Source organism: Veillonella parvula, assembly GCF_032472435.1.
Lineage (GTDB): Bacteria > Bacillota > Negativicutes > Veillonellales > Veillonellaceae > Veillonella > Veillonella parvula_N.
In genome coordinates, this window is the sequence record NZ_JAWEGM010000003.1 from 89,585 (window position 1) to 114,337 (window position 24,753).

The 24,753-nt window shown below is 37.0% G+C and carries 22 protein-coding genes; 3 read left to right on the forward strand and 19 right to left on the reverse strand.

The genetic code is table 11. The annotated features are described in order from the left end of the window. The first annotated feature begins 125 nt into the window (after positions 1 to 125). Positions 126 to 1,430, forward strand: coding sequence for a cytosine permease (locus E7A03_RS05755; RefSeq protein ID WP_287506653.1), 1,305 nt, complete (start codon positions 126 to 128; stop codon positions 1,428 to 1,430). 5 nt (positions 1,431 to 1,435) lie between these two features. Further along, positions 1,436 to 1,600 carry a hypothetical protein gene (locus E7A03_RS05760; protein ID WP_287506655.1) on the forward strand — a complete coding sequence of 55 codons (165 nt, stop codon included), beginning with the start codon at positions 1,436 to 1,438 and terminating at the stop codon, positions 1,598 to 1,600. A 57-nt stretch (positions 1,601 to 1,657) separates the two neighbouring features. Here E7A03_RS05760 and E7A03_RS05765 read toward each other — a convergent pair whose 3' ends face one another. The 17 genes from E7A03_RS05765 to E7A03_RS05845 form a co-directional block, all read right to left on the reverse strand. After that, entirely contained in the window at positions 1,658 to 2,176 is a 519-nt protein-coding gene (locus E7A03_RS05765; protein WP_287506657.1) for a hydrolase, read from the reverse strand. A 20-nt stretch (positions 2,177 to 2,196) separates the two neighbouring features. Then, positions 2,197 to 3,150, reverse strand: a complete 954-nt coding sequence (locus tag E7A03_RS05770) for a DNA-processing protein DprA (RefSeq protein WP_287506659.1) — start codon at positions 3,148 to 3,150, stop codon at positions 2,197 to 2,199. A 27-nt stretch (positions 3,151 to 3,177) separates the two neighbouring features. Continuing rightward, positions 3,178 to 3,810 (reverse strand): amidophosphoribosyltransferase, encoded by a 633-nt coding sequence (locus E7A03_RS05775; RefSeq protein ID WP_156697357.1) that lies wholly within the window; start codon positions 3,808 to 3,810, stop codon positions 3,178 to 3,180. Positions 3,811 to 4,219: 409 nt separating this feature from the next. Then, positions 4,220 to 4,405 carry a hypothetical protein gene (locus E7A03_RS05780; protein WP_156697358.1) on the reverse strand — a complete coding sequence of 62 codons (186 nt, stop codon included), beginning with the start codon at positions 4,403 to 4,405 and terminating at the stop codon, positions 4,220 to 4,222. A 39-nt stretch (positions 4,406 to 4,444) separates the two neighbouring features. Further along, positions 4,445 to 5,767, reverse strand: coding sequence for a type II restriction enzyme (locus E7A03_RS05785; RefSeq protein WP_287506662.1), 1,323 nt, complete (start codon positions 5,765 to 5,767; stop codon positions 4,445 to 4,447). Further along, positions 5,760 to 6,596, reverse strand: coding sequence for a DNA adenine methylase (locus E7A03_RS05790; RefSeq protein WP_287506664.1), 837 nt, complete (start codon positions 6,594 to 6,596; stop codon positions 5,760 to 5,762). Before E7A03_RS05790 ends, E7A03_RS05785 begins: the two co-directional genes overlap by 8 nt. 97 nt (positions 6,597 to 6,693) lie before the next feature. Next, the gene (locus E7A03_RS05795; RefSeq protein WP_287506666.1) at positions 6,694 to 7,056 is read right to left on the reverse strand and encodes a hypothetical protein; all 363 of its coding nucleotides are present in this window, start codon (positions 7,054 to 7,056) and stop codon (positions 6,694 to 6,696) included. Between the two features lie 40 nt (positions 7,057 to 7,096). Beyond that, positions 7,097 to 7,810, reverse strand: a complete 714-nt coding sequence (locus E7A03_RS05800; protein ID WP_287506668.1) for a DUF6339 family protein — start codon at positions 7,808 to 7,810, stop codon at positions 7,097 to 7,099. Positions 7,811 to 7,820: 10 nt separating this feature from the next. Next, a complete protein-coding gene (locus E7A03_RS05805; RefSeq protein ID WP_287506670.1) occupies positions 7,821 to 8,750 on the reverse strand; it encodes a hypothetical protein in 930 nt (309 codons plus the stop codon). Continuing rightward, positions 8,737 to 10,701: a hypothetical protein gene (locus tag E7A03_RS05810; RefSeq protein ID WP_287506672.1), complete on the reverse strand. Its 1,965-nt coding sequence runs from the start codon at positions 10,699 to 10,701 to the stop codon at positions 8,737 to 8,739. The genes E7A03_RS05805 and E7A03_RS05810 overlap by 14 nt, the downstream gene beginning before the upstream one ends. Positions 10,702 to 11,070: 369 nt before the next feature. After that, complete coding sequence (locus E7A03_RS05815) at positions 11,071 to 11,679, reverse strand: hypothetical protein (RefSeq protein ID WP_287506674.1); 609 nt, start codon at positions 11,677 to 11,679, stop codon at positions 11,071 to 11,073. Between the two features lie 319 nt (positions 11,680 to 11,998). After that, entirely contained in the window at positions 11,999 to 12,865 is an 867-nt protein-coding gene (locus tag E7A03_RS05820) for a sigma-70 family RNA polymerase sigma factor (protein ID WP_287506676.1), read from the reverse strand. 290 nt (positions 12,866 to 13,155) lie between these two features. Next, positions 13,156 to 14,220 (reverse strand): AAA family ATPase, encoded by a 1,065-nt coding sequence (locus E7A03_RS05825; RefSeq protein ID WP_221741136.1) that lies wholly within the window; start codon positions 14,218 to 14,220, stop codon positions 13,156 to 13,158. A gap of 471 nt (positions 14,221 to 14,691) precedes the next feature. After that, complete coding sequence (locus tag E7A03_RS05830; protein WP_105087290.1) at positions 14,692 to 15,840, reverse strand: glycoside hydrolase family 3 N-terminal domain-containing protein; 1,149 nt, start codon at positions 15,838 to 15,840, stop codon at positions 14,692 to 14,694. 488 nt (positions 15,841 to 16,328) lie between these two features. Beyond that, positions 16,329 to 17,759 (reverse strand): [FeFe] hydrogenase, group A, encoded by a 1,431-nt coding sequence (locus tag E7A03_RS05835; RefSeq protein ID WP_316073838.1) that lies wholly within the window; start codon positions 17,757 to 17,759, stop codon positions 16,329 to 16,331. Positions 17,760 to 18,209: 450 nt separating this feature from the next. Next, entirely contained in the window at positions 18,210 to 18,584 is a 375-nt protein-coding gene (locus E7A03_RS05840) for a hypothetical protein (RefSeq protein ID WP_004694437.1), read from the reverse strand. Positions 18,585 to 18,696: 112 nt separating this feature from the next. Then, entirely contained in the window at positions 18,697 to 19,794 is a 1,098-nt protein-coding gene (locus tag E7A03_RS05845) for an ArsR/SmtB family transcription factor (RefSeq protein ID WP_004694435.1), read from the reverse strand. A 102-nt stretch (positions 19,795 to 19,896) separates the two neighbouring features. On the opposite strand from E7A03_RS05845, the gene E7A03_RS05850 reads away from it, so the two are divergent. Continuing rightward, positions 19,897 to 21,252: an MFS transporter gene (locus E7A03_RS05850; protein ID WP_024060921.1), complete on the forward strand. Its 1,356-nt coding sequence runs from the start codon at positions 19,897 to 19,899 to the stop codon at positions 21,250 to 21,252. A 448-nt stretch (positions 21,253 to 21,700) separates the two neighbouring features. Here the strand turns inward: E7A03_RS05850 and E7A03_RS05855 are convergent, their stop codons facing one another. Beyond that, the gene (locus tag E7A03_RS05855; RefSeq protein ID WP_316073839.1) at positions 21,701 to 22,072 is read right to left on the reverse strand and encodes a hypothetical protein; all 372 of its coding nucleotides are present in this window, start codon (positions 22,070 to 22,072) and stop codon (positions 21,701 to 21,703) included. Between the two features lie 78 nt (positions 22,073 to 22,150). Beyond that, on the reverse strand, positions 22,151 to 24,619 hold the full coding sequence (gyrA, locus tag E7A03_RS05860) for a DNA gyrase subunit A (RefSeq protein WP_316073840.1): 2,469 nt from the start codon (positions 24,617 to 24,619) through the stop codon (positions 22,151 to 22,153). Positions 24,620 to 24,753: the final 134 nt, after the last annotated feature.

Genomic DNA, 24,753 nt, shown 5'->3' on the forward strand with positions numbered 1-24,753 from the left:
TATGTATCCTTTATTAGAGAAATCCACTATATTTACACTACATAATAGGTCTTTACTACCATGCTTATATAAATCTTAAAACGCATCATGGTAGCTTTTTTTATTACGTAAAGGAGTATAGATGTATGAGTAAGGAGAAATTAGAGTTTGTAAAACCAGTTGATACAAACACAGATAATGAGTATTCTAGGGAGCCAGTCCCGTTAGGGGCAAGGAAGTCCTGCTTTTCTCTCACCATCGTTTGGACTGGGTTCGTTTTTCTTGTAACCAGTATGATGGCTGGTGGCGGGTTAGCTGCGGGGCTGACTTTCAACGAATTACTATTAGCCATGATTCTAGGGAATATTTTCTTATGTATCATCGCAGGTCTAGTGAGTGTAATCGCCTATAAAACAGGCCTTACCTTTGCCCTTTTGACGCGATACAGCTTCGGTCAGGAAGGATCTAGAATTGCCTCTCTCTTCGTACCTATCGTCAATCTAGGTTGGTACACTATTCAAGCGGCTTTATATGGACATTTTATTGCTCAAGTATTCAACCTCTCCTACACAGGCGAAGTCATTGCTATGATGCTCAGCGCCGTTATCATGGGTATCTTTGCAGTTCTCGGTATTAAATCACTTGCCGTATTCGGCTATATTGCGATTCCATCTATCGTATTCCTTTCACTAGGTACAGCGGCTCGCTCCGTTCAAACGATCGGTGGCTGGCAAGAACTATTTAACTATGTGCCATTACAACCTATCGATTTACTGTCAGGCATTACCATCGTTATCGGTACATGGATTCTATCCACTGCCACATGTATCGCCGATATTATGCGTTATGGTAAAAGCAAGAAAGATGTTATTACAGCGAGCACAATCGGTCTATTGGGCGGCAATACGTTGATGATTAGCTGCGGCGCTATCGCAGGCGTTGCTATGAATGATGGTGACTTAATCAATGTACTACTAAGCTTTGGCCTCGTGTTCCCAAGCTTACTATTGTTGACTACAAACATTTTTACAACAAATGGTGCGAACCTGTATTCAACATCATTGAACCTAGCAAATTCTTTCAAACTAAACAGAAATATTATGCTAGCCGTGCTCATTGCAATCTCTACATTAGCAACAATGACACAACCATATAAAATCGACTCTCTCTTTGTATTCTTAAGTACACTAGGCATCATCGTTCCGCCTCTATGCGGTATTATCCTAGCGGACTTTTACCTAGTTCATCGCGGAAAATATATCGATTACAACAAAGCGACTTTCAAAAAATGGAATCTAGTTCCATGGATTACATGGGCCGTTGCATTAGTGTGCGTGAAATTCATTCCATTCGGACTGGCTTCGCTGAACGGGATTGTAATCGGAGCCCTACTGTACGCAGTCATTACGTATATTGTTAAACCTAATGTTGTTAGTGAAAGCAAAGGGTGATTATCATGGCAATTCATAAACTATCTGCTATACTAGGCACAATCATTATGGCCATCGGATCCTTTATTACCTGTCTAGCCACAAGTGAAAGCGCCATTACCATTGGTAACGGCATGCTCGTGGTGAGCATTATTATGATGGGATTTGGATATTCGAAATGGCAGCCCTAAAGAAATAAAACTTAGATAAAATAAAGAGCTCTACCTCAATTGAGGTAGAGCTCTTAACTATACAACAACTTCTTTAACTTTAACACCCTGTAACTGTAAATATATGATTACATTTCTATCATCCTCGTAAAAGCATAACTCATTCTTTTCACAGTTAAATATCTGACAAAACTCTTGAATACCAAGACATATGTCATCTTGGCTTTTATCGCTAAAACGAATATGTTTATAATCTGTAATATTATTATAGTCTAAAATTTTTTCAATTCTACTCGGATCTGCAGCAGTCCAAAGCCCGACCATATTTGCGTTTACTTCTTGCAAAAGCTGATATAATTCTTCATTAATACTGATAAGATGCAAATTCTCACTTACATATGTTTGTTTCATCTGTACAATATCAATCATTTCTGCATTCGTCAGAGATGGATACCATGACGCAACAACCGTTCTTGTGATTCTTTTACAAGGTGCTAATGCTTTCAACCCCAACAAGGATAAAGCAAATATGTATGCTTTATTATTTAAATCATTAGTAAAGAATAATGTATTATCTATATCGAGTATATGAAACAAGGATTCCTCCTAATATAATATTAGAATAAATTATCTTGCTTTGTACTAGTCACTCTTTCTAAAGTGCTAATTCTATATTTTGCTATTTCATCAATGGTGATGAAAACAGGATTCTTTCGAGCAGCTTTTGCTAACACTTTTACACTACCCGCCTCAACAAACTGTTTATTTAATTCCATTTCATCAACATGACTATCTTGCTTTTCATCATACATAACACAAGCTTGATGTTTGTATTTCAATGCTTTATTCATAGCATGTCTAGCACCGCTATCACCCTTTTTTACAGCATAGCTTGCAATTAGGATAACAACCTTTGCAAACATAGCTTGTAAACGATCCCTCTCGATATAGCGCTTAGTCATCTCAAATCTAGGATTACTAGGTGATGTATAATATTCACTTATAAGTAACCCACCAGTCTCTACAATCTGTTTTGCTTGTTTTGTATGTTCTTTAGGTAAAACTTCATTTATAGGTGATGGTAATATAGCAATTGTTTTACCAGCTAGTCGCATACATTCTTCATGAGCAATTACATCACAACCTTTAGCAAGACCACTAACAATAACTTGCTCTTCCTTTACAAGCTGTGAAACAATCTTTCGCTCTCGTTTTTGAATATTTTCACTAGGGCTTGTATGTCCAATAACAGCAACATTATTATTCAAATGATGTAACAGAGATATATCGCCCTTATAAAACAACAAATAAGGTCTATCACCTTTCGCCTTAACAGTTGGATTGATAAGAGGAAAATCTTGATCAAATATACATATTACTCCATCAAGAGCAGTATTAGTCTCTATCTCTTTAGTTAACTGATTCACCATATCAATTACTTGAATATCATCCTTTATGGCACTAAGAAAGTTAGACTCGGAGTTATATAGTTTATGAAATTGTGCTCTTGAAGGTATAGTACCTACTATTTGGGCTGCCCATATTTTAAGTGCTATATCACTAATATTCACAGTCTTACCTCTTTATAAATCAACATATTAATTATTATGTTGTGTACGTCCGATAACATATAGTATAACTCTTTTAGCTCCCGCATCTAGTAACGCCTGAGCGCAATCCTCATCAACATTTACTTTTGGAGTATAAATATCATCAACTAAAATGACAACTTTATCTCGTACCATATCAGCATTAATATGACAGGTAGCCTTTGTTATTCCTTTATATGGTTCAGGTCCATTATTAAAGTATCCTCGTAAAAATTTACGTAAATGGGTTGTTTTCGTTTCTGTATGTCGCTTAATACATTCTGTTCCATCTATCATATTAGGATAACCATTAGCACGAAGCATCCGCACACAATCTTGAATTGTTAATCTAAAACCTAATTGGGATGGTCGTGTAAATACCTTAGATCGAGGTACTACCACAATCACTGCTTCATCTAATTGACGCTCCTCCATAATAGCAGGTAAATCCTTATGTACTATATCATACACTTCCTGCCGAGCAGCATCAATACGCCTTTGACCCTCATCATTAATTAAATTTTTCAAAACATTCAAAAAATCTGGATTGCCTGGTTCTTGATAATGAAGATATGGTTGATGATAATAAACAAGCGTATGCTCAGACAAGTAATCATTTTTTCTAATCGTGAAACGTTCCATAAAAACCTCCATGTATATAAACCAAATAAAAAAATGCCTAAATACAAACAACTTTATTATCGTTAACACTAAAGGATATAAGTAGCTATATGATATAATTCAAAATACATTAATCGCTACTTTTGTAAAAACATTCATCACGTCTATTTATAGATGTAATACTTTTATACTCTCACATTAATATATATTCTTATTTTATCATCTTATCTTCATAATTCAAAATATCGCCATTAACTATAATTATGAGTCATAATATCCAGCTTAAACTTTAATACAAGCATGTATATTTTCATATAATCTTATTTATATAAGCATATTATTTACTTGCCTAATAAAAAGTCCGTCTAGTATTAGAATACAAAGTTCTAATACTAGACGGACTTTTTATTATTATCCTTATACTAAAATTTCATCTATTAGAATTAGATCGACAAGCTTTACACCAAGATTGATTTCTAACCTGTCCACCACTAGACATTTGTCGATAGCCAAAATCACTAATAGGCTTTTCAATATGACAATGTGGGCAGATTCGAGTAGGTTCACTACCATCAAATCCATGCGATTGAATTATAGGTCGTTCATTATTACACATATATATCACCTCTCAATTAATATAAGTAATAACATATTTTTAATTATTAATAGTACTAATAATCCAGTTAATCCAAGAAGTCACTGTTCCTGCTCTTCTTTTATTAGTGGATTTGCTATATGGTAGTTTAGTTTTAGGATCTACAACACCAGACTGCAAAATAATAGTAATAATTTCTTCTTTAGACGGCATCTCTTCATTATCACAATACGCTTTATACGCTAGATAAAAGACTTTAAAAGATAAAATCCTTTCTATCAACTTTAGCTGTCGTTGTTTATAAGGCATAGAAAACAATTCATACCCTAATTTAGTTAAACAATAAGAACGATGTCCATCTTCATCTATACTTCGTTCTACAAAACCTAAGTATCTTGCTGCATCTAAATAATAAGAAGATTGACGTGTATCAAAGGAATATTCATCAGTTATGGAGTCTTTTTCCATATCATTAATATATAACAATTCACAAATATTAATTACACGTTCAAATGAATCCGCCTGTGGAAATGGTACTAATGGTTCTCGATTAAATCGCACTATATCCATTATCATCTTCACATCCCTTCTCGAGATATGTGTATTTTCTAAGCAATAACGTTTGTGCTTAACTAATTCTAAAGAATTATAGTTCTGTAGATCAGTAAATTTATATTCATATAAATAAAAAATACTATTAGAATAAATTAAAAATACTGGACGAACAGGTTTATCCCCCATTTTACGTTGCCAAGTGCGGAATGGGTAATATAATTGACGAATCAAAAAATTATCTGATAAATCACGCTTAGCTTCCATAAAAGCCAAGCTACGAATACCTTCAAAAGCTGCATCAATTTCAATCTGAGAATTTTCTACATTTATAAATGAACTGATAGCCACATCATCATTATATAAACTTGCATAAAAACTAAAGTTTTCAGAACTCATACGCCCTGCAACAGTAGGTAATAACTTCTCATCCTCTAAAAAATCGCCTAATATACCTGATATATAGGCCATATTTAACGCTTTGCTTTCACTATTTATAGAGTGTACATCAAGACTCTTAATATATTCAGGCGGAGTTAAATACGTTATATCAGAGTCTATAAATTCAAACTTATGATAGGCTTTTATACGAGATATATAATAATCACCCCTAGTAATAGGTAAAATCGTCAAATCATGTTCAAGAAATAATTTTGGCCGCTCATCATAATGATCAAATTTAACTGCTAAACGTGGCTCATAAAACTCTTTAATTTCATCAGCAGAAATCTTATAATAACCATATTTATTAACAGATTCAACTATATTATATTTAGTATTCAAATTATCCCAAGTAATATCTACTTTTCTAGCTTTTACCGCCTTACTCATAGTTTCTTACAATAACCTCATCTACACAGCCGCGTTTTGAACCTACGGAATTAATAGCACGTTTTGCAGGAACAATAGTAATATTAAAATCACTATAAATATCTTGTATAAATTCTGTTGCAGAGTTTGAAAGCATAAATTTAATACCAGCCGCATCAAGATTCCGACAGCAATCACGTAAAGCAATTTGATCTTCTCGACTAAATCCTCCCGCATTATAACCAGTAAAACTGGCTGTTACAGATATTGGATCATATGGAGGATCCAAATAAACAAAACTATTTTCTGGCAAACCTTGAACCGCTTCAGAATAGCTCGTATTCAATATAGTCACATTAGCCGTATTAAAGTATTTATTGACAGCACGAAGTGTACTTTCATTAACAATATTAGGTTTTTTATAGCGTCCAAAAGGTGTATTGAACTCACCAGCACTATTTACACGATATAATCCGTTATAGCAAGTTTTATTCAAAAATATAATACGCGCAGCCTTATCAATATCAGTTAACTCATTATAAACCACTGCATTACGGTCCCAACCTCGAACATCATAAAAGCACTCTTTTGTGTTCTCAAACTGCTCCAACCTTTTAATCAATGCATCTACATTATCTTTAATAGCTTGATAAACCCCGATCAACTCGCTATTAATATCATTGATAATTACGTTCTCTGGTTGCAGTGCAAATAATACAGCACCACCACCAATAAATGGCTCGCAATAGCTAGTGTATGTCTCTGGGAACAACGGCATTAAACGTTCTAATAATTGACGCTTACCACCAACCCATTTCACCACAGGTGATGCTAAATCAATCTTACTCATACATGCAACCCCTTTCTAAATACTCATATTATTGTAACCTATATGAGTAGGAGAAATCTATTAATTTGTAAGAATAATTTGCAACGTCTATGATTAATTACCGACCGATTCTAAAATATGTCATACTAGCAATATCTTTATCATTAACCTGATAACGACCTAATGACCATTGTTCTGGTCGGTCCATAAATACTATAAAAACGATAATTCCGAAGAAAAGTGCGGCCGAAGTCGTATCTTTTTTACATGCTAAATAAATAGGATAAAACACAGTCTCTGTCCAGTCATGTCCAGGTATCCACCCTGCAGTATGCACTTCAGGATTTTCATCAATTCTTTTATTTAACTCATCAACTACGGCTTGATAATCTTCATTACTAATCTGTTTTCGCCAAGCTTCAAAACTTTTTTTATGTGGAATCCTAGTAATTAATTTCCCCGTATCAATATTAATCAACATCTAATATCGCCTCGCTTTGCTTTAGTGTAACTAAAATTAATTAGCTAACTCTTAAGTATTCTTGATACTTATCAAATACATAATGATAAATGTCATCTTCTGTCATCACATCTAGAATTTTAACACTACCTAGACGAGAAACGTCTTTAGCCAAATCATCATAACAAGATGATCTTTCTTTCCCAGATTTTACAGTGTCATAAACAGCTCTCATAAATCCCATTACAATATGTTTTTCGCTAGAAAAAGTTCGCCATGTAAGCTCTCTAAATCTAGAAGGACTTTCAAATGTAAACTTTGTTAGATAATATCTATCTACATTATGATCTTCATCAACCGTTAGAGCTACGCGATAATAACAACGAGAGATGATTCCAAAGAATAATCCCCTTCGACCACCTAATAACCATTGATTGTTAAATGATGAAACTTCTTTTTTCTCCATCATTACAAGTGCTACACTATAACATCGTTTGAACATAAACCATAACCAAAAATATTTATTACTCAATATATACCGTGGTAAATGCTTAAGCTTTTCATATAACAAAATCGAATTTCGTGTAATTGTAGCAATATCGGTTGCTGATGCTGGCATCTCTAAAACAAAATCATCAATTTGATAGGCTTTAGCTTGAAATGCTTTTCCCTCTGCAAGTGAGTCCACCCAAGGAGAATTGTTAGGATTTTCAATAAAGCAATCTTTATAAGTCTCAATATTTTCTTTTAGCTCTTTATATGCGGCTTCAGTCATGTAACCAATATTAATCTTCCCCATCTATCTCACCGTCCTTAAGAATCATATTTGTTGCGTCTTGAATCGCATTGATATTCATATTATTAAATATAGTTTGTGCAAACTCTAGCGTCCCACAACCAGTAAATATTTCCATCGTCAATTTATTTTTTTCAACTGCATTATAGGCACGTACAACAGACTTAAACCATGGATACGATTCAATTACGTCTGTAATATCTGTATAGCCTCTAAATTCTTCTTTAATATTATTAAAGATATCTACTAATACAGGAGTAACAATTAAGCCCATAAATATGTTCATAAAATATCGACTATGTTTAACATTTGAATATTCTTCGAATCGATCTGACGGTAAATAGATATATATTTTTGACTCACCTTTAGATGCTTCATATTGTAAATATTTTTGGGTAACTTTTCCTCGTATAACCTCGAAAATAGATTCTGCTACGTTATCAGCTAAATCATTATGTTCAATATTAATTGAGAAGCCATCATCAACACCTACAATATCATATTGATTTAAATCAAAATCTATACCCTCAAAATCCTCAATGAAGTTTAAGCTTCTATAATCCGCTATATTTTGTGTCGCATATAAATATGATGAAATAGTAACCTTACCACTTAAGCTATTTAAAGGTATAAATATGGTTTGTGGTACTAAAGAAAGCTTATAAGTCTGACGAAAAACGCTTTCTGGAGATTCAACTACTAGCATAGGCTGTAATAAATCATTTTCCACATAAGTAGTCAAAGTGTCATCAACTAATTTAACATAGATATCTTGTAAAACTAAATCATGTCTATCATCTTTAATCGGATAGTCAGGATCACTAAAAGCAAGTTTATAACAAGCATTATCTTTAAAGTCAGATAATGCCTTATTTCTATTTACCACTGGATATGGAAATAATCGATTACCTATTTGCATAAAACTCTACCCCTGTTGCAAATCTACTCCCTTTACTCACATTATAAGAAACCGTATATTTCTTACCGGATTCTAAACTGATTCCTTTTATTACGCCATCTTTTATAGTACAAGATTCACCGTTAATTTCAGCTGATATAATATCAACTTCGTAAGTATCAGATGACTCACCAATCTCCTTGATAACGATATCACAATTCGTTTCATTGCAATTTGATACGAATGTAAGTAAGAATTTTTCCCGAGATTTATCATACATATTTCTAGAGCGAATACCGCCTAACAGCTTTCGAGTATATCCCTTTTTAGGAGATGATTCATCTATGCCAGTATTATTTGTATTAGTAGGATGACCTGCATCTACAGATGTACCGCCCCCAACGTGAACACCAGTTGAACCTGGATCGCCTTCGGGATTAGAAATCTCTGCATCATTTTCACTATCATCTCCCGATACAGGAGTAGTCACACTACGATCCATTTTATCGTCTTTATCATTTTCTAGTTCAACACGTTTATGATCAGCTTGATTCTGTCTAATCTTACCAATATGAGTAAATTCTTTCGAATCGCCACCTAACTCCTCTCCATCTAAAGGTTCTGAATCCTCTACGCTAGGTAAGTAAGCCCCAGCCCCAGCTATATCTGTTTTATCGCCCACTTCTGTTTTTAACGCTTCAGTAATCGCTCTAGAGATAAGTTTTTTTAATCTACTAAGTGTAGATTTTGCATTAGATTGTGCTTCCTCACCTTCTAAACGCTCCCACGACCAGGCTGTATGCTCAGCATTCTCCATACGGCGCAGAGCTTCATTTAAATCACCATTTTCAATAATGCACATAGCTGAATATGGTATTAAACGACCTACACCATGGCTAGTAATTTTCATATATGGATATCGGATAATATCACAAGTCCCTGTAGCTCTATGACTTTCACCTTGAGAGTAGCTTTTTACCAAAACATTAATAGGTCCATAACCTTTTACTATTTTTTCAATATGAGTAACATTATCTACAGATGTTAAAAGCTCATATTGTGCCATTATAGACTTTAAACTACTAACATCTTTACCTGGGAAAGAAGTAGTGTCATAAATAATTTTTTTAATTGTATCTTTACTTAATGTAATGTTATCAACAGTAATTTCTAATAATCCTTTAACAAAAGCAACCATAAAACTATCTAATAGTTTAAACATTAAATCAGACTTCCAATTTGCTCTATGTCCAAAACCAATTAAATATAAATCGGTACCATAGTCACCATATGCTCGAGTAAAATTAGGATCAAGGCATAATTCACTATCTACACATGGGAAACTATCTTCTTTGCATCCATAGTATCCTTCTGCAACAGACATTTTATAGCCATCTGCATCAATTGGTACAGAGCGTAACTTTGAAATACCTATATAACCCTTCTCTTCTCGTTGTGTATAAGTAGAATAGAATACTGTTCTTGTTCCACTTGCAACAAAGGCTGCAGCCTTACCAATCCCCTTTGAGCCACCACTACCAGCACCTTTAAAACTAGTACCTGATGTTTTAGTTAGGTTATAAAAAGGTACGCCACGTTCAAATGTAGAGACACCTATTAATCCAGTGGTATTAAAGTCACTAATACGAAGACATGGAATAATCGACAAATTAATCATAGAGTGTATTGCCTGAATAGCAGCACCTTCCTTTTTATCGTCTTTACGATATTGGTAACAAGCTTCAATTTGCTCAGATAATTCATCAATACCAGGAATATCATTACGAGCAACATCAAAAGTGCTAAACTCTATACGCGTAGGATGAATACCTCTATTAGCATCAATAGAGTTTTGACATATCTCCCGCGCCAATGAGCCAATTGGATCCTTTTTAAAAATATCAATATCGCCCGTCTCTAAGCCATACTCCATACCATTACCGTTATCAGGAAAACGCCATTGTAAACACATAATCAAAATACCCCTTTACATATACACGGTATAACTTCAGATGTAATCGTATTATACTTACACGGAATCGGCAATTCATTAATATATCATGAATTTTTCATCTTTTATGATTATATCTTATAAATATAAGATTTATATAATATTTCTTTAAAAATTAATATTTTATAAATGAATATATTAAGCTACAAAATATAATATAGACAAAATAGAACCACCCCTATCAGGGGTGGTTCTTCTAAGAATATATTTAACTATTTGAGGCACATTATGTACCTCTAATTACCTTACTTCTTCCGTATTATATTTTTCTCCCTATTTCCTCCCTCCTTTCTCTCCCCTCGTTTTATTCTACTTTCACCGTCCAACGAATTATCTCGTTAGGTCTCTCCAGGCGATAAATAGTTCGGCCACGACTTGAGGGTTTTGGCTGAGTTTGATGCGGGCTAGCATTTTTCGCACGTAGTTGCAGTGTTCTAGCATCGCTTCGTTCAGTTTGTGTTTGACATGACGCGGGGATTGGTACACCAAGATGGGTGCAAAGTCCGCCACATGAATATAGCTCGTATCGAGTTCTGGACCTTCCGTAACGATATATTCATAAGGTATAGCCACGTTAAAGAGGCCGTACACCACGTCCTTGCCGATAGGGCGGCGACATTTAATATGAGCAAAGGTTAGATGCGGACCATAGGTCTTAGGCGCGGTATAGCTACTGCGTCGACCGTCGCTAGTCATGATGTAATTGGGTCTCAGCCCTTCCTGCATCGCTAGCTCTCGCGTGATTGTGCGCATCGGCAGATGGACCATTTCTTCCCGTCCATCCACAAAATAACACTTCGTACTGTCTCCACCACTAGGTTGATAGGTAGGAATAAAACAAACAATGTGATTCTTTGGATTCGTATAGATCAAATCCAAATCTTCTCCCTTAGATAGCCGAGCGGCCATCAAATCTGTTAGTTTATCATCTATTGCCATGGAATCCTCTCCAATCTAATCAGGAACATTCCTTTCAACAATACAATGAACACGTGTTCTGTGAAAGCAGATTAGCATGCTTTAATCTGCTGCTGACTTAATTGTATATCAGCCTGTATAATTTGTAAATATATATACAAAACTATAGAAATTTACGTATATTTAATGACTTTATGATCTTGTAAAAGTTATATATACTTTGATGTGTCATTATTTTCTCATTTAAATTGAGAATTGCATATTTTATGTATATTCGTTAATCGAGATTAAAAGAAATATGCAATATATAGGATATAAATAAGAAATTAAATTATAATAACTAATGTACACGCACGTCCTTAAAGTCCGTACTCAAATACCTGCGCAGCTTCCGAATGGCTCGTTCGTGGCGCCGTTGGATGGCTTGGCGACTACAGTTCAGTTCTTCACTAACCGATACCAAGCTTTGGCACTCACCGTAGACACGGCGCAGTAGGTCTCGTTGATCAGGAGACAATCTACCTAAGGCCCATACGAGGCGCGCACGAAGCCTATGCTCTTCATCGGCACTCATCACCATATCCGCCACATTCTCGCCAGATGCGAAGATATCCATGCCAAAAGCGACTTCTCCATCATCGGTGGTGCGATCTGGGATGTGTATTTCACGGCGATAACGCAATCTCTCACGCTTCCAGTACCGCATGTAACCATACATAATGCCAGCTTTCACAAAGCCTGGGAACGGTACGGTCCCATTCAAATCAAAGCTATAAATCGATTCTATGAGGATGGCCCAAAGATAGCTCTCTACGTCCTCGCGGAACTCACGGTTTCCCATGCGATTCGTATAGTGCAAGATGAGCGGTCGATACCTGCGACAAAGCTCGATTTGTGCCGCATCATGACGAAGCTCATCAGCGGACCACGGCTGATATCCTACCGTCTGAATCCGCATATTCGGCTTTTGACAGATGGACACGAGGCTCTTGTCCGACAAGGACGATAAAACTTGATGACCACAGACGAGGGTCTGTAATTTCAATTCCTCTGGAATACTTTCCCTAGACTCATTAGCTTTCGATAGTAAAGAATGAGATGGTAATGCCTGTGTTTCTAACATTTCTGACTGATAATTGTCATGTTGTAAGTTTGCAGTTTTAATACATGTTTTTTGTACTAAAGGTTCTTCGTTTGTGTATAACATAAATCCCCTTTCCTGCCATGGCATAGCGCTTATGTACACAATACCGCGGAAAGAGTGTTTTGACAAATTGGCAATTCCTTGGAATTTCCCTATATTCTGTTATATTTGAGTCTTAGTTTCCATCCACAGTACACCATACGTATGCGATTCAAAGGGTAATTGCTGAAAATATATTATTACTAAAAATGACACCACATACGCAATGTGGTGTCATTATAAGAGGAAATATACTATCATTGGGTAATAGTATTCAATCTTTAGGTAGTAGTATTCAATCTGAAATTGTCTGATTAAATCGCAATACACGCGGCTTGGACAAAGTCCTTTAGCTGCGGTTTTACATGATTATAATATACATCAGCGCCATAACCGCGCACGATATCGCCCCAGTATTTATATACATAGCGATACCAGAAATGGAACATACTGTTCGTGAAATGGTAATCCGCGTACTTTGCGTTCCCACGGCTACTTGCTTGAATGCGGCCTACAAGTCCCATCGACATGAGATCATTCAAACGGGATGTAAAGGTACCGCTTTTAATTTGGCTTTCTTGTAAAAGCTCCACGTAATACGGTCTTTCCAAGCTAGCAAGGCCCGTTAAAATGGCATTGGCACCGGTTATATTCTTCATATCTCGATGCAAGATATATTGTGTTTCTTCAAAGAGAGCTCCCGTTACTGAGAAGAACAAGTTAATAATATTCGTATCGATGCTTTCACCATTATCAAAGTATTGCACATAGGCAGGTAACCCACCGGTTACGGCAAAGACGGTGCGCAAATCATCCTTTGCATAGTGAAGACCCAAGGATTTCATATCAACTAAGGAAAATGGTTTCACCTCAAGATATTCGGACACGAAAGGACCGATAAGGCTGCGATCGCCAATGATGCGGCCATCGAGCTGTTCCAGACCATTAGCCATCAATATGATGTTCAAACGACTCGTATCTTTATAGGTATCTAATAAATCGCGCAAGTGAATGGGAAACTGAGGAACTGCTTCCACCAAGGATGGATAATCGTCAATCACCACAGTCTGAGGTGTTTTCACACTGCTTTCAAAAAGTCTCACAAAAGCCTGCTGCAAACTCTCTACAGGCTCGAATGTATCTTGAGCATTAGCAGGAACAAAACGTGCCTCAAGAGCTCTATTTATATCAGCCACATGGACTGATTCATTGGCCATGCGCCCCGCCAAATATATCGCCTTATGACGGCGTACAAGTTGCGAAGCCACATAGGATTTACCACTGCGATGAGGACCATATACAACACATAAACTCATTTGGCCCATTGCAATTCGGGACTGGATACGCTCTATAATTTCAGCACGTCCCACAAAATTCATATACTCACCTCCAACTATTTACGGAAATTATTATATCATAATTTTAAATCATTATTAAACTTTTTTTCATATAGTTAACATAGCTTTTTATTATGTTAATTTTTTTACGCATCAAATCAGAGCTTTTATGCGATACATGTTGCCTTATCATCATAAAAGGCCTTATGATTACTTTATTTTCATATACATTTGATATCAACATATCCTATAAGGCGTGGTTATATAAGTTATACATTATAAGCTATACATATTAAACTATAGATTTTAATCTATATAGTTTAATATGTATAATTTAATCTATATATTTTAAAAATGACGTGCTACCTGAGAGGTATAGCACGTCATTTGCATATAAAGTATATTAAATTGTTACCGAATTTTCTTATACTAAGTTTCTTAATAGTAAATATCTAACTTGTAAATATCTAATTCGTAAATTCCTAATTACAAAATCTAATATTCCTAAATATCTTATGGATCCATTTGCGTTTGCATTTTCATCAATAAGATGCGCTTAACCGATTCGTTAAGCCGCTCGGTCGTAATCGTTCCATCCGCCACCGCTTGCGTCAGCGCACGATGGACTTCATCGATATGAATCGTATCCGCATCAACAAGAATGAGGTCACTGCCCGCCAAAATGGAAGCCACAGCGTAATCGCCTATCTTTTGATTGGATTGCAACGCACCCACATCGATACGGTCCGTCATAACGATACCTTTATAACCAAGCTCCTTGCGAAGCCAACCATCAATAATCGGCTTAGAGGAACTCGCCAAGTGTTCATTATCGATGGCGGGAATCTGGATATGGCTCATCACAAGCATATAGCTATTCGCCGTCGTCTGTGCAATGAGCCGTTTAAAGACGGCTACATCATTATTGCTGAGATATGCTTTTGCCTCATTAGCTGAGCCAAAGGACGCATCCCCTAAGGTCACTGCCGGAAAGTAGTTATAAGCGGACCACATATGATTAATTTGGTAACGCTCCACCATGGCAAGATTTATATGGCCTGCCCACGTGGGGTCCGATGTATAGGACATATTAGGAACACCTAGGTTAGCATTAGGCCCAATAACCAAGTTAAAGCCCATATCCCGCATTTCAATAGCAGATCGCGTGGCCAAATTAATGATACGATCCATAGGCAATTGCCCCCATCGATTGGGCTTCGGCAACCGCAAGAAACTTTCATTCCCATGCAATATGCGATCACGATGCACCGCAATATAGGGTGTCACCATGCTAGAGGTTATCGCCGTTTGCATAATATCGCTGGTGAAAGTTTTCACTTGGTTCTTATTAATAAGATTTTCATTCGTTAGCATAACGCCACTGACACGGTATTTTCGGATCACATCCTTTTGGGATTGTCCTATCGTACTACCATGAAGGCTGATCATCATCAGCTGCCCTACCTTATCCTCTTGGGACATGGCCGCAATCCAAGTGTCCACCTTTTCAGACACAGGTTTGTTGGACTCCAGGACGGCACGGTACGATACGGTTCGTACCGTTTCTTGTTCTGCCTGACTCTCATGTTGGCATCCAGTTGTACCAACGACAGCAACTAGTAAGGCAAGGCCACTCAGGACCCGCCGAAAAAACTGGTTCATCTCTCCTAAAAGCTCCTTAATGCTTACGCAATATTATGAATATTATGGGCTTTCTATGTTGCTCTCCCAATGCAACACCCATAAGTCCCCTCTTGATCCGTACAGTATATTTTTATATTATACACTAAATGATTCATCTTTTCCTCATAATAAAATAATTTTTTTATACTGAATTATTATAATAAAGTTATACAGTAAAAATATGTGAATTTTGAATAATTATATAAAAAATCCTACGAATCGTTTAAAAAGTGACCGCACTGTAACAAAAGGCTACGTGAGTATCAAGTCACTCATGACCCGTAGGATTTTCTATTTTATGTTGTTGTACCCTAAATAGCAAACGCTACTATGAGTGTATAAGCATTTGATTACTTTATAACAGCCTACTGTTTAAGTAATCGACTATTATTAACCTTTAAATTTTTCTTTCTTTACTAGCACATCGTCAATACTAACCTGCACCATATTTAAGCAATCGGCTATCATTAGCCTTTGAATTTAGGGGATGTTGGGCATGTTTCAGGTGTTACGTCTTTACGAGTACCAAGAACCGCGCTGCGGTCTGTGTAGTGTGTGTGTAAAAGTTCGTGTGCCTTATGGCCCAATGGTTCGCCTAAGAAATCTTTGTACAATGTTTGGATTTCTTCATTTTCATAGGACGCAACCCATTTGTAGTTTTCGTCAGCTTCGTAAAGACCGCCGATACGAGCTTCTTTAGTTTTCACCGCTTGCGGCAATTTAGTGCGCGGTTGGCCACCGCCACCAATACAACCGCCTGGGCACGCCATAACTTCGATGAAGTCGTAGTGTTTACCGTTTTCTTTCAATGCATTCAAGAAGTCACGTGTATTTTTACCACCGTGAACAACGGCAACGGACAATATTACGTCATCACCCAATTGAACAGTTGCCTCTTTTACGCCTTCCATACCGCGAACGTCTTCAAGGTGAGTCAACGCGTATGGAGGTGGCTCTTTATCAGTGATGAGCTTGTAAGCCGTACGCATCGCCGCTTCCATAACACCACCTGTGTTACCGAAGATGATGGATGCGCCAGTTTCCATGCCGATTAAGTCATCAAATTGAGATTCTTCTACTGTGTTGAAGTCAATATGTTCCTCTTGAATCCAACGGATGAATTCACGAGTTGTGATGGAAATATCTGTGTCCATGCCAAGGGATTCGTCATTGTGGTAACGAGCCGCTGCATTTTCTTCTTCCCGTTTCGTTTCTGCTTTTTTAGCCGTACAAGGGTTTACAGATATGGATACGATCTTACGAGGATCAATGCCTTTTTTCTCTGCAAAGTACGTTTTAATCATAGCCGCTTCCATAGCGATACAAGAACGTGTGGAAGACAAGTTAGGAATCAATTCAGGGAAATAGATTTCCGCAAAGCGCACCCACGCTGGGCAACAGCTTGTAAACTGAGGAATTTGACCGCCATTTTTAAGGCGTTCCACAAGCTCGGATGCTTCCTCCATAATGGTTAAGTCCGCACCAAAGTTAGTATCTACTACATAGTCTGCACCAAGTTTACGCAAGGCACCAACCATTTTGCCTTCCAAGAATGTACCTGGTTCATAGCCAAAGCCTTCACCGATGGATACACGAACAGCAGGAGCCGTTTGGATAACGACGATTTTTTCAGGATCAGCAAGGGCTGCTTTTACCTTTTCAAGCTCGGATTTAGCATGCATGGAGTCGAATGGGCATGCTGCCGCACATTGACCGCAATGGATACATACAGGCACATCGCCGTTTGCATCAAGGTCGTAGTAATCAAGTACGCTCATTACATCCGCACAAGCGCGACGGCATAACGTACAGTTTTTACACTTGGAAATGTCGTGATAAATGGATGGATTGTCGAGTGCAATCGGCACGCGTTTATCGATAAATTCGTATTGAGACATGAGGACCTCCTCTAACAAACTATAACTACCAAACCTATTGGGGCGAAATATGCTAAACTACGGAGCACTGCGCCCAAGCCATACTTCTGCATCTTACCTATAGTATACGCTATGGTGAAAGTTTATACTATGTAGAATTGTTACACTTTTGCACAAAACCTCTGAAAAAGTGTACTATAAATCACATTTTATCATGAAAAAATGAATAATTCACCTATCTTAAGGGCATTAACTAACGTGCCTTAATAAGTGCCTTAATAAGTGACTTACTTATTAGCACTATAAAAACTAATGGCTTAATTGTTAATACTATAAGAGCTAAAACAAAATTATATTATACATAAAAAACGCACGTTCTTCTAAAGAACGTGCGCCAGTGAAGCTTTTACAAAATCATTCAATCTAGACAATCCTAAACTAATCAACAGTGTACTCGTCTGTAGGATTCAATTATTTACCGCCCCAAATAAGTTGGAATACAGCGTACGCAGGCGTACCTGGCTCAACTTTACGGCTATTTTTATTAACTTGTTCCTCTTTCACAACATAACCTTGTGGGTTATAAAGAGTCACCTTAAGATCCTTAACTTCCCGTTTTTTATGATTGAACTCTTCAGTCACAATGTAATGGTAACCTTCATAGTCCATCGCTTTAATATCCATTACCGCTTTTTTATCATCTTTTTTAACGGAATCATTGTCGATAGACCAAGTAACACCATTGCTATCAGTGCCTACTGTATACCAATTAGCCGCATCAACACTACCAATACCGCCGATTAATAATGCACCTGCTGCCAAAACAGCTGCCAATGTTTTTTTCATATTAATACCTCTCAAAGAAAATACAAAAATATACAAACTAGTATATAAGGGAAAACTAAATGTTATATGAAAACTATCTCTATCAACCCACAACATGGTAATTCATCTTCTCTTAATTTCGAAAGAAGCGATAGAAATTCGGCATAAGTTGAGTAACTAACTCTGTCGGTTCATATAGAACAAACTTCTTCACTTTTCTTGCTTTCAATAACTTTGCGTCTTTTAAAATTTGTAAGTGTCTCGATACGCTTGATTCAGTCATTAATAAAATTTGCGCTAAAGACTGTGTCGTACTTGGTTTTTCCAAAACATAATTCATAATTTGCAACCGCACTGAATCGCTCAAGGCTTTAAAAATAGTAACTAATCCCTCCGGTGTGGAGTTATAATAACTTGGTTGCTCCGCAATATCATAAGTAATAGCAATTCCTTGATTAAAAGATTCAACAAACAGATGCGGCCAAATAAAATAACTTGGTAACAACATAATAGAGTCACTGTCCTTTAAATAAACCTCTTGATTAAAAGGTTTAATAATAGCTAAAGCTCCTTTTTCCCAATGGATTCGATCAATTTGTAAATGATTAAACATCTCTATAAAACCTTTTTCCCTCAAAAATGAAGATTGCTTTTGTATTTCAATTAAAAGCTTTTGCTCAATTGATTTTTCTTTCCAAGTATCATCAAAAATTGATTTTCTATACCAATCAATAAAAGAAAAAAGTCTCCTATAAACACTTGTAGCATTTCGCTTCAAATCTTTAAGCAATTGATCATTTTCATTTAAAGAAAAATCTTTCCACTCTAGTCCTTTTGCTAATGTTGGAATAAAGGCATTTTCTCTATCATCTATTATTCTCTCCAAATACTCAATTAATTGAATAGTCGGATAATTAACCAGAAATTTCTTTAAATTTTGTATTTCCTCTTCAATCGTTGTCATATGATAACGAAAATTACAAAGTAAAATAGGAGAGACCCCCAGTTCATAAAAAAGTTGGAAATAATGAAGATTCTCATAAAATTCTTCAGTAAGTTTATCTTGTATCTCAATCACCCAATCAATATTAGTTCCATGATGGCGCGGATTTAAAAGCACATGTAAACTTCTAAAAAGTTCATTTAAAGGGGAATACACAAATTGTATTCTTTGTATTAACGTTTCATTTGTTTCCAAAGCATAATCGCTAAACCGAATTGTAATAGACATAAACATCCTCCTAAACGATTCGATATTTTTTGAATCGTTTGATTATAGACTTTAGACTTATTATATTATACTTAATAGTTTTAAAGAAAAGGAGAAATCTTTATGAATAAACAATTGCAAGATTTACTCATAACAATTGTTGCAGGTATGGGAATGTTATTATCCACTCTCGATACAGGAATTATCAATATAGCATTACCCTTTTTAAAAGAACAATTTCAAACTTCAACTGATATTGCAGCCTTCACAATAACCGGTTATACTTTAGCTTTAGCTATCTCTATCCTACCTTTAGGCGTATTAAGCGATAAATTTGGAAAATTAAAAATTTCGTATTTAGGATTCGTGCTTTTTGGTCTAAGTTCTTTATTTTGTGGCTTAATTAACAATATCAGTTTATTAATTATTGGACGAATTTTTCAAGGCATAGGAGCGGCTGCTTTACAAGCTACTTCTGCCGCACTAATTACAACTTTAGTTTCTGAAAAACGTAAAAATAGCTCTATTGGTATCCTCGGAATTATGATTGGTTTAGGCCCTATTCTAGGGCCCTCTTTAGGCGGGATCATACTTTCGTTAAGTTTCTGGCAACTTATTTTTTTGATAAATATTCCTTTTGTAATTTTTGGAATTGCATGTAATAATTTCCTTCTCAATAAACTCTCCGAAAAAAACAACAACCGACAATTAGATATGCTTGGAATTACTATAAACACTCTCATGTTAGTTTCTCTCTTATTAGGATTATCTTTATTAAACAAATCACATCTATTTGTAGTTGGTATAATCCTGATACTATCTAGCTTGTTGCTCGGAATTATATTTTACTATGTGGAACTTAATAACAAACACGCACTTATCGATATCAAAGGATTAAAAAATAATCCTCAAGTAATCTCTTACCTTTTTCAAACAGTTACTTTTGGCTTTGCCTCTGCAATGATCTTTTTACTTCCCCCCTTCATTTTTGAACAATCATATCATCTAGAAGTGGGGCAAACTGGATTTCTTGTTCTAGGAGCTCCTACAGGGCTGGTGCTTTTTTCAAGAATATCCAGTAAAATCAATAACGGCAATAAAAATAAGCTATTTAGCCATATTGGTCTAAGTATTATTATCATATCCTTGATTTTTCTCTTACTGATCAATCCTAACTGGCCTTATCAACTCTTAACATTAGGATTATTCATCTACGGTATTGGTGGAGGATACTTTCAACCTGCTAATATTGCCAGTATTATGCAAGCCAGTCCTATGGAAATCCAAGGAAGTACAGGAGCTTTGCAACGAATGCTGCAAAATGTTGCGATTTCAATCGGTTCAGCTATTGGTGCAACTTGCTTAAATATCTGGTCAAATGATTTATTATTAGCAACTCGAATTGGATGGGGAATTACACTAATTCTGGTTATTATAAGTTTAAAAGAAGTATTTAAATTTTCCCATCATAATAGTTAATACAATCTAATCCAGAGGCTGTAATTAAAACTAAGTTTTAATTACAGCCTCTTTGTCATATCTATTCAATAACATACCTACCTAAAACAAAAACACACTCACCTTGGAATATTCTCTCTGTATGAAAAAATGAATCTGACACGATTGAATATGGATATTCGCCCTGTAAAAGTACTAATGATATAGAAAACCTCGAACTACTCTGAAAACGACTTAGGTCACTTTTTCTCCCTAGGAAGTCTAGCAAGGCCCCTTATGGGATTAAATAATCCAACGGATTTGAAAGCGGATATTCGCCCTGTAAGAGTACTAATAATATAGAAAGCCCCGAACTATTCTGAAACCGACTTAGGTCACTATGGAGGCTTTCAGGATAGTTCGGGGCTACTTATACGTTCTGAGTATCTAAATAGACAGAGCGAATATCAGCTTCTATTAAATTGTTGGATTATTTACCCCATAGGGCCTGCATAACTTCCGCCCCCATGGTATCCGGTTCAATTTTCGTAGGTTTTTGTGCTTCTTTACTAGATAACAATGCTATACCAGCATTGCTATATACTGTTGTATCAAGTTCTGTCCATGTTTTTTCTTTGCGATCGATCCGTACTGTGTAGATATATGTAAAACCTTCAACATTGTTAATTTTAACAAGTACTGTAGCCGCATCATCTGTTTTATATACAGAAGAGTTGTCAATAAACCATGCCGCATCGTCAGCATCAGCATCGATATAGTACCAGTCAGCAGCACTAGCTTGACTAAAGCCACCTACAAAGAAAACCCCTGCTGCAAACATAGCAGCTAACCATTTTTTCATTTTTAAACTCCTCAACACTAGAGGCGACCATCTAAGATGGTCGCCCATGGTTACTTAATAGTTATATAGTGTTTTATATTATTCTACTTCTTCTTCGATTTCAGCGCCTGGAATAACAGCAATACTAGCTACCTTATCACCTTCGTCGAGATTTTGTGTTTTCACACCAGAGATAGCCTTGCCCTTCTTCACAGCAATGTCATTCATATTAAAGCGGATGATTTTGCCTTGCTCAGAAATAAGCATAACTTCGTCATCGTTATGAACAACCTCTACGGCTACTACATCACCAGTTTTGTTCGTAATCTTGAAGTTCTTAGAGCCTTTACCACCACGTTTTTGCAATGTGTAAGCTTCCGCATCATTGCGTTTACCAAAACCTTCTTCAGAGATAGTAAACACTTGTGCTTCACTTTCATCAGTATTAAGAACACCAGCACCTACAACTACGTCGCCTGCATTGAGTTTAATGCCGCGCACGCCGTGAGCCGCCCGTTTCATGAGGCGCACATCATGTTCGCTGAAGCGAATAGCGATCCCCAACTTAGTGCCAATCAAGATGTCTTGGTTGCCAGTCGTTACATTAACGGAAATCAAACGATCGCCTTCGTCGAGGTTAATCGCATTGAGGCCAGAACGACGGATATTACGATATTCTTCAATAGCCGTGCGTTTTACAACGCCAAACTCAGTGACCATGAATAAATTTACATCTTCATGAACACGTTCAAGGTCGATCATAGTCGTAACAGATTCGCCTACCGCCAGTGGCAATACGTTAACCATAGCGGTACCGCGAGAGTTGCGGGAGCCTGCTTCCGGCACTTCGTACGCCTTGAGGCGATATGCACGGCCTGCAGATGTGAAGAATAACAATGTATTATGGGTCCGCACATGCATAATTTGCGTTACATAATCATCTTCCTTCGTCTTCATGCCGATAACACCAGCGCCGCCTTTATGTTGGTTGCGATATACGTTCGCGTTCATGCGTTTGATATAGCCTTGTTTAGTCAAGGTAATAACCATTTCTTCGTCAGCAATGAGGTCTTCTACATCAAGGTCAGACGTATCGATGGTGATTTCAGAACGACGAGGGTCGCCGTATTTCTTCTTCATATCATCGAGTTCGTCTTTGATAATTTGACGTTGACGCGCTTCGCTAGTCAAGATAGCTTTCAAATCTTCAATCAATGCCAATAATTCCTTGTATTCCTCTTCGATTTTCTCGCGTTCCAAGCCTGTTAAACGGCGTAAACGCATGTCGAGGATGGCTACCGCTTGTTTTTCTGAAAGTCCGAATTTTTGCATTAATGCATTGCGTGCAATTTCGTCAGTTTGGGAACTGCGGATGGTAGCGATTACTTCATCGATGTGGTCGAGGGCAATCAACAAGCCTTCCAAGATATGAGCACGCGCTTCGGCTTTGTTAAGCTCGAATTGAGTGCGACGTACGATAACATCTAGACGATGATCTAAGTAGTAACCCAATACTTCTTTCAAATTCAATACGCGAGGATGACCGTCCACAAGGGCTAGCATAATCACGCCGAATGTTTCTTGAAGTTGAGTGTGTTTATATAATTTGTTAAGTACGATGTCTGGTTGCACATCAGCCCGCAATTCGATAACGATGCGCATACCTTGACGGTCAGATTCATCACGAAGTGCTGTGATGCCATCAATAACCTTGTCACGGCTCAAGTTCGCAATTGTTTCGATAACGCGAGCCTTATTCACTTGGTACGGAATCTCAGTCACTACGATTTTATGCTTGCCCTTGGACATCTCTTCAATGGTCGCACGAGCACGCATTTTAACGCTACCACGACCTGTGGAGTACGCTTTTTTGATGCCTTCTCGGCCCAAAATGAGTGCACCAGTCGGAAAGTCTGGACCTTTAATAGCAGTCATCAATTCATCTACCGTCACATCCGGATTGTCGATGAGCATCGCTAGACCATTACATACCTCGTTGAGGTTATGTGGTGGAATATTTGTCGCCATCCCTACGGCGATACCGCTGGAACCATTGATGAGAAGATTAGGAATCTTCGCTGGCAATACAGTTGGTTCTTGCAAGCTTTCATCATAGTTCGGCATGAAATCAACAGTTTCCTTGTCGATATCGGCAAGCATTTCCGTTGTAATCTTTGCCATACGTACTTCGGTATAACGCATCGCAGCGGCACTATCGCCATCGATGGAGCCAAAGTTACCGTGACCGTCTACCAAGAGGTAGCGCGTATTGAAATCTTGCGCCAAACGAACCGTCGCATCGTAAACGGAGCTATCACCATGTGGATGATACTTACCGAGTACGTCACCGACGATACGAGCGGATTTCTTGTACGGTTTATTTGGCGTCATGCCTGTTTCGTGCATCGCATACAAAATACGACGATGTACTGGTTTCAAGCCATCGCGCACATCTGGAAGCGCACGCATAACGATTACGGACATTGCATAATCGATGTACGCATTCTTCATTTCTTTATCAATCTGAACGGGATGAATATTCCCGTGGGACCATTGTTGGTCTGCCACAATCTCACCTCATTTTACTAACACTGATACTAATTCATCATATAATTATAGCATTTTTAAGGGTTTAACGCTATCTTTTATGTCTATTTACATACTAAATATCGGTTATATCGAGCTATCATTTTTCAATGTAT

Bases quoted from the DNA above. Each gene is read 5' to 3' on its own strand.
- E7A03_RS05825 (WP_221741136.1), bottom strand. From the start codon at position 14,220: ATGAATTTTGTGGGACGTGCTGAAATTATAGAGCGTATCCAGTCCCGA.
- E7A03_RS05785 (WP_287506662.1), bottom strand. From the start codon at position 5,767: ATGAGTAAGGCGGTAAAAGCTAGAAAAGTAGATATTACTTGGGATAAT.
- E7A03_RS05790 (WP_287506664.1), bottom strand. From the start codon at position 6,596: ATGAGTAAGATTGATTTAGCATCACCTGTGGTGAAATGGGTTGGTGGT.
- E7A03_RS05835 (WP_316073838.1), bottom strand. From the start codon at position 17,759: ATGTCTCAATACGAATTTATCGATAAACGCGTGCCGATTGCACTCGAC.
- E7A03_RS05780 (WP_156697358.1), bottom strand. From the start codon at position 4,405: ATGTGTAATAATGAACGACCTATAATTCAATCGCATGGATTTGATGGT.
- E7A03_RS05815 (WP_287506674.1), bottom strand. From the start codon at position 11,679: ATGGCAATAGATGATAAACTAACAGATTTGATGGCCGCTCGGCTATCT.
- E7A03_RS05800 (WP_287506668.1), bottom strand. From the start codon at position 7,810: ATGACTGAAGCCGCATATAAAGAGCTAAAAGAAAATATTGAGACTTAT.
- E7A03_RS05855 (WP_316073839.1), bottom strand. From the start codon at position 22,072: ATGAAAAAATGGTTAGCTGCTATGTTTGCAGCAGGGGTTTTCTTTGTA.
- E7A03_RS05795 (WP_287506666.1), bottom strand. From the start codon at position 7,056: ATGTTGATTAATATTGATACGGGGAAATTAATTACTAGGATTCCACAT.
- E7A03_RS05830 (WP_105087290.1), bottom strand. From the start codon at position 15,840: ATGAACCAGTTTTTTCGGCGGGTCCTGAGTGGCCTTGCCTTACTAGTT.
- E7A03_RS05760 (WP_287506655.1), top strand. From the start codon at position 1,436: ATGGCAATTCATAAACTATCTGCTATACTAGGCACAATCATTATGGCC.
- E7A03_RS05850 (WP_024060921.1), top strand. From the start codon at position 19,897: ATGAATAAACAATTGCAAGATTTACTCATAACAATTGTTGCAGGTATG.
- E7A03_RS05775 (WP_156697357.1), bottom strand. From the start codon at position 3,810: ATGGAACGTTTCACGATTAGAAAAAATGATTACTTGTCTGAGCATACG.
- E7A03_RS05805 (WP_287506670.1), bottom strand. From the start codon at position 8,750: ATGCAAATAGGTAATCGATTATTTCCATATCCAGTGGTAAATAGAAAT.
- E7A03_RS05840 (WP_004694437.1), bottom strand. From the start codon at position 18,584: ATGAAAAAAACATTGGCAGCTGTTTTGGCAGCAGGTGCATTATTAATC.
- E7A03_RS05820 (WP_287506676.1), bottom strand. From the start codon at position 12,865: ATGTTATACACAAACGAAGAACCTTTAGTACAAAAAACATGTATTAAA.
- E7A03_RS05845 (WP_004694435.1), bottom strand. From the start codon at position 19,794: ATGTCTATTACAATTCGGTTTAGCGATTATGCTTTGGAAACAAATGAA.
- E7A03_RS05755 (WP_287506653.1), top strand. From the start codon at position 126: ATGAGTAAGGAGAAATTAGAGTTTGTAAAACCAGTTGATACAAACACA.
- E7A03_RS05810 (WP_287506672.1), bottom strand. From the start codon at position 10,701: ATGTGTTTACAATGGCGTTTTCCTGATAACGGTAATGGTATGGAGTAT.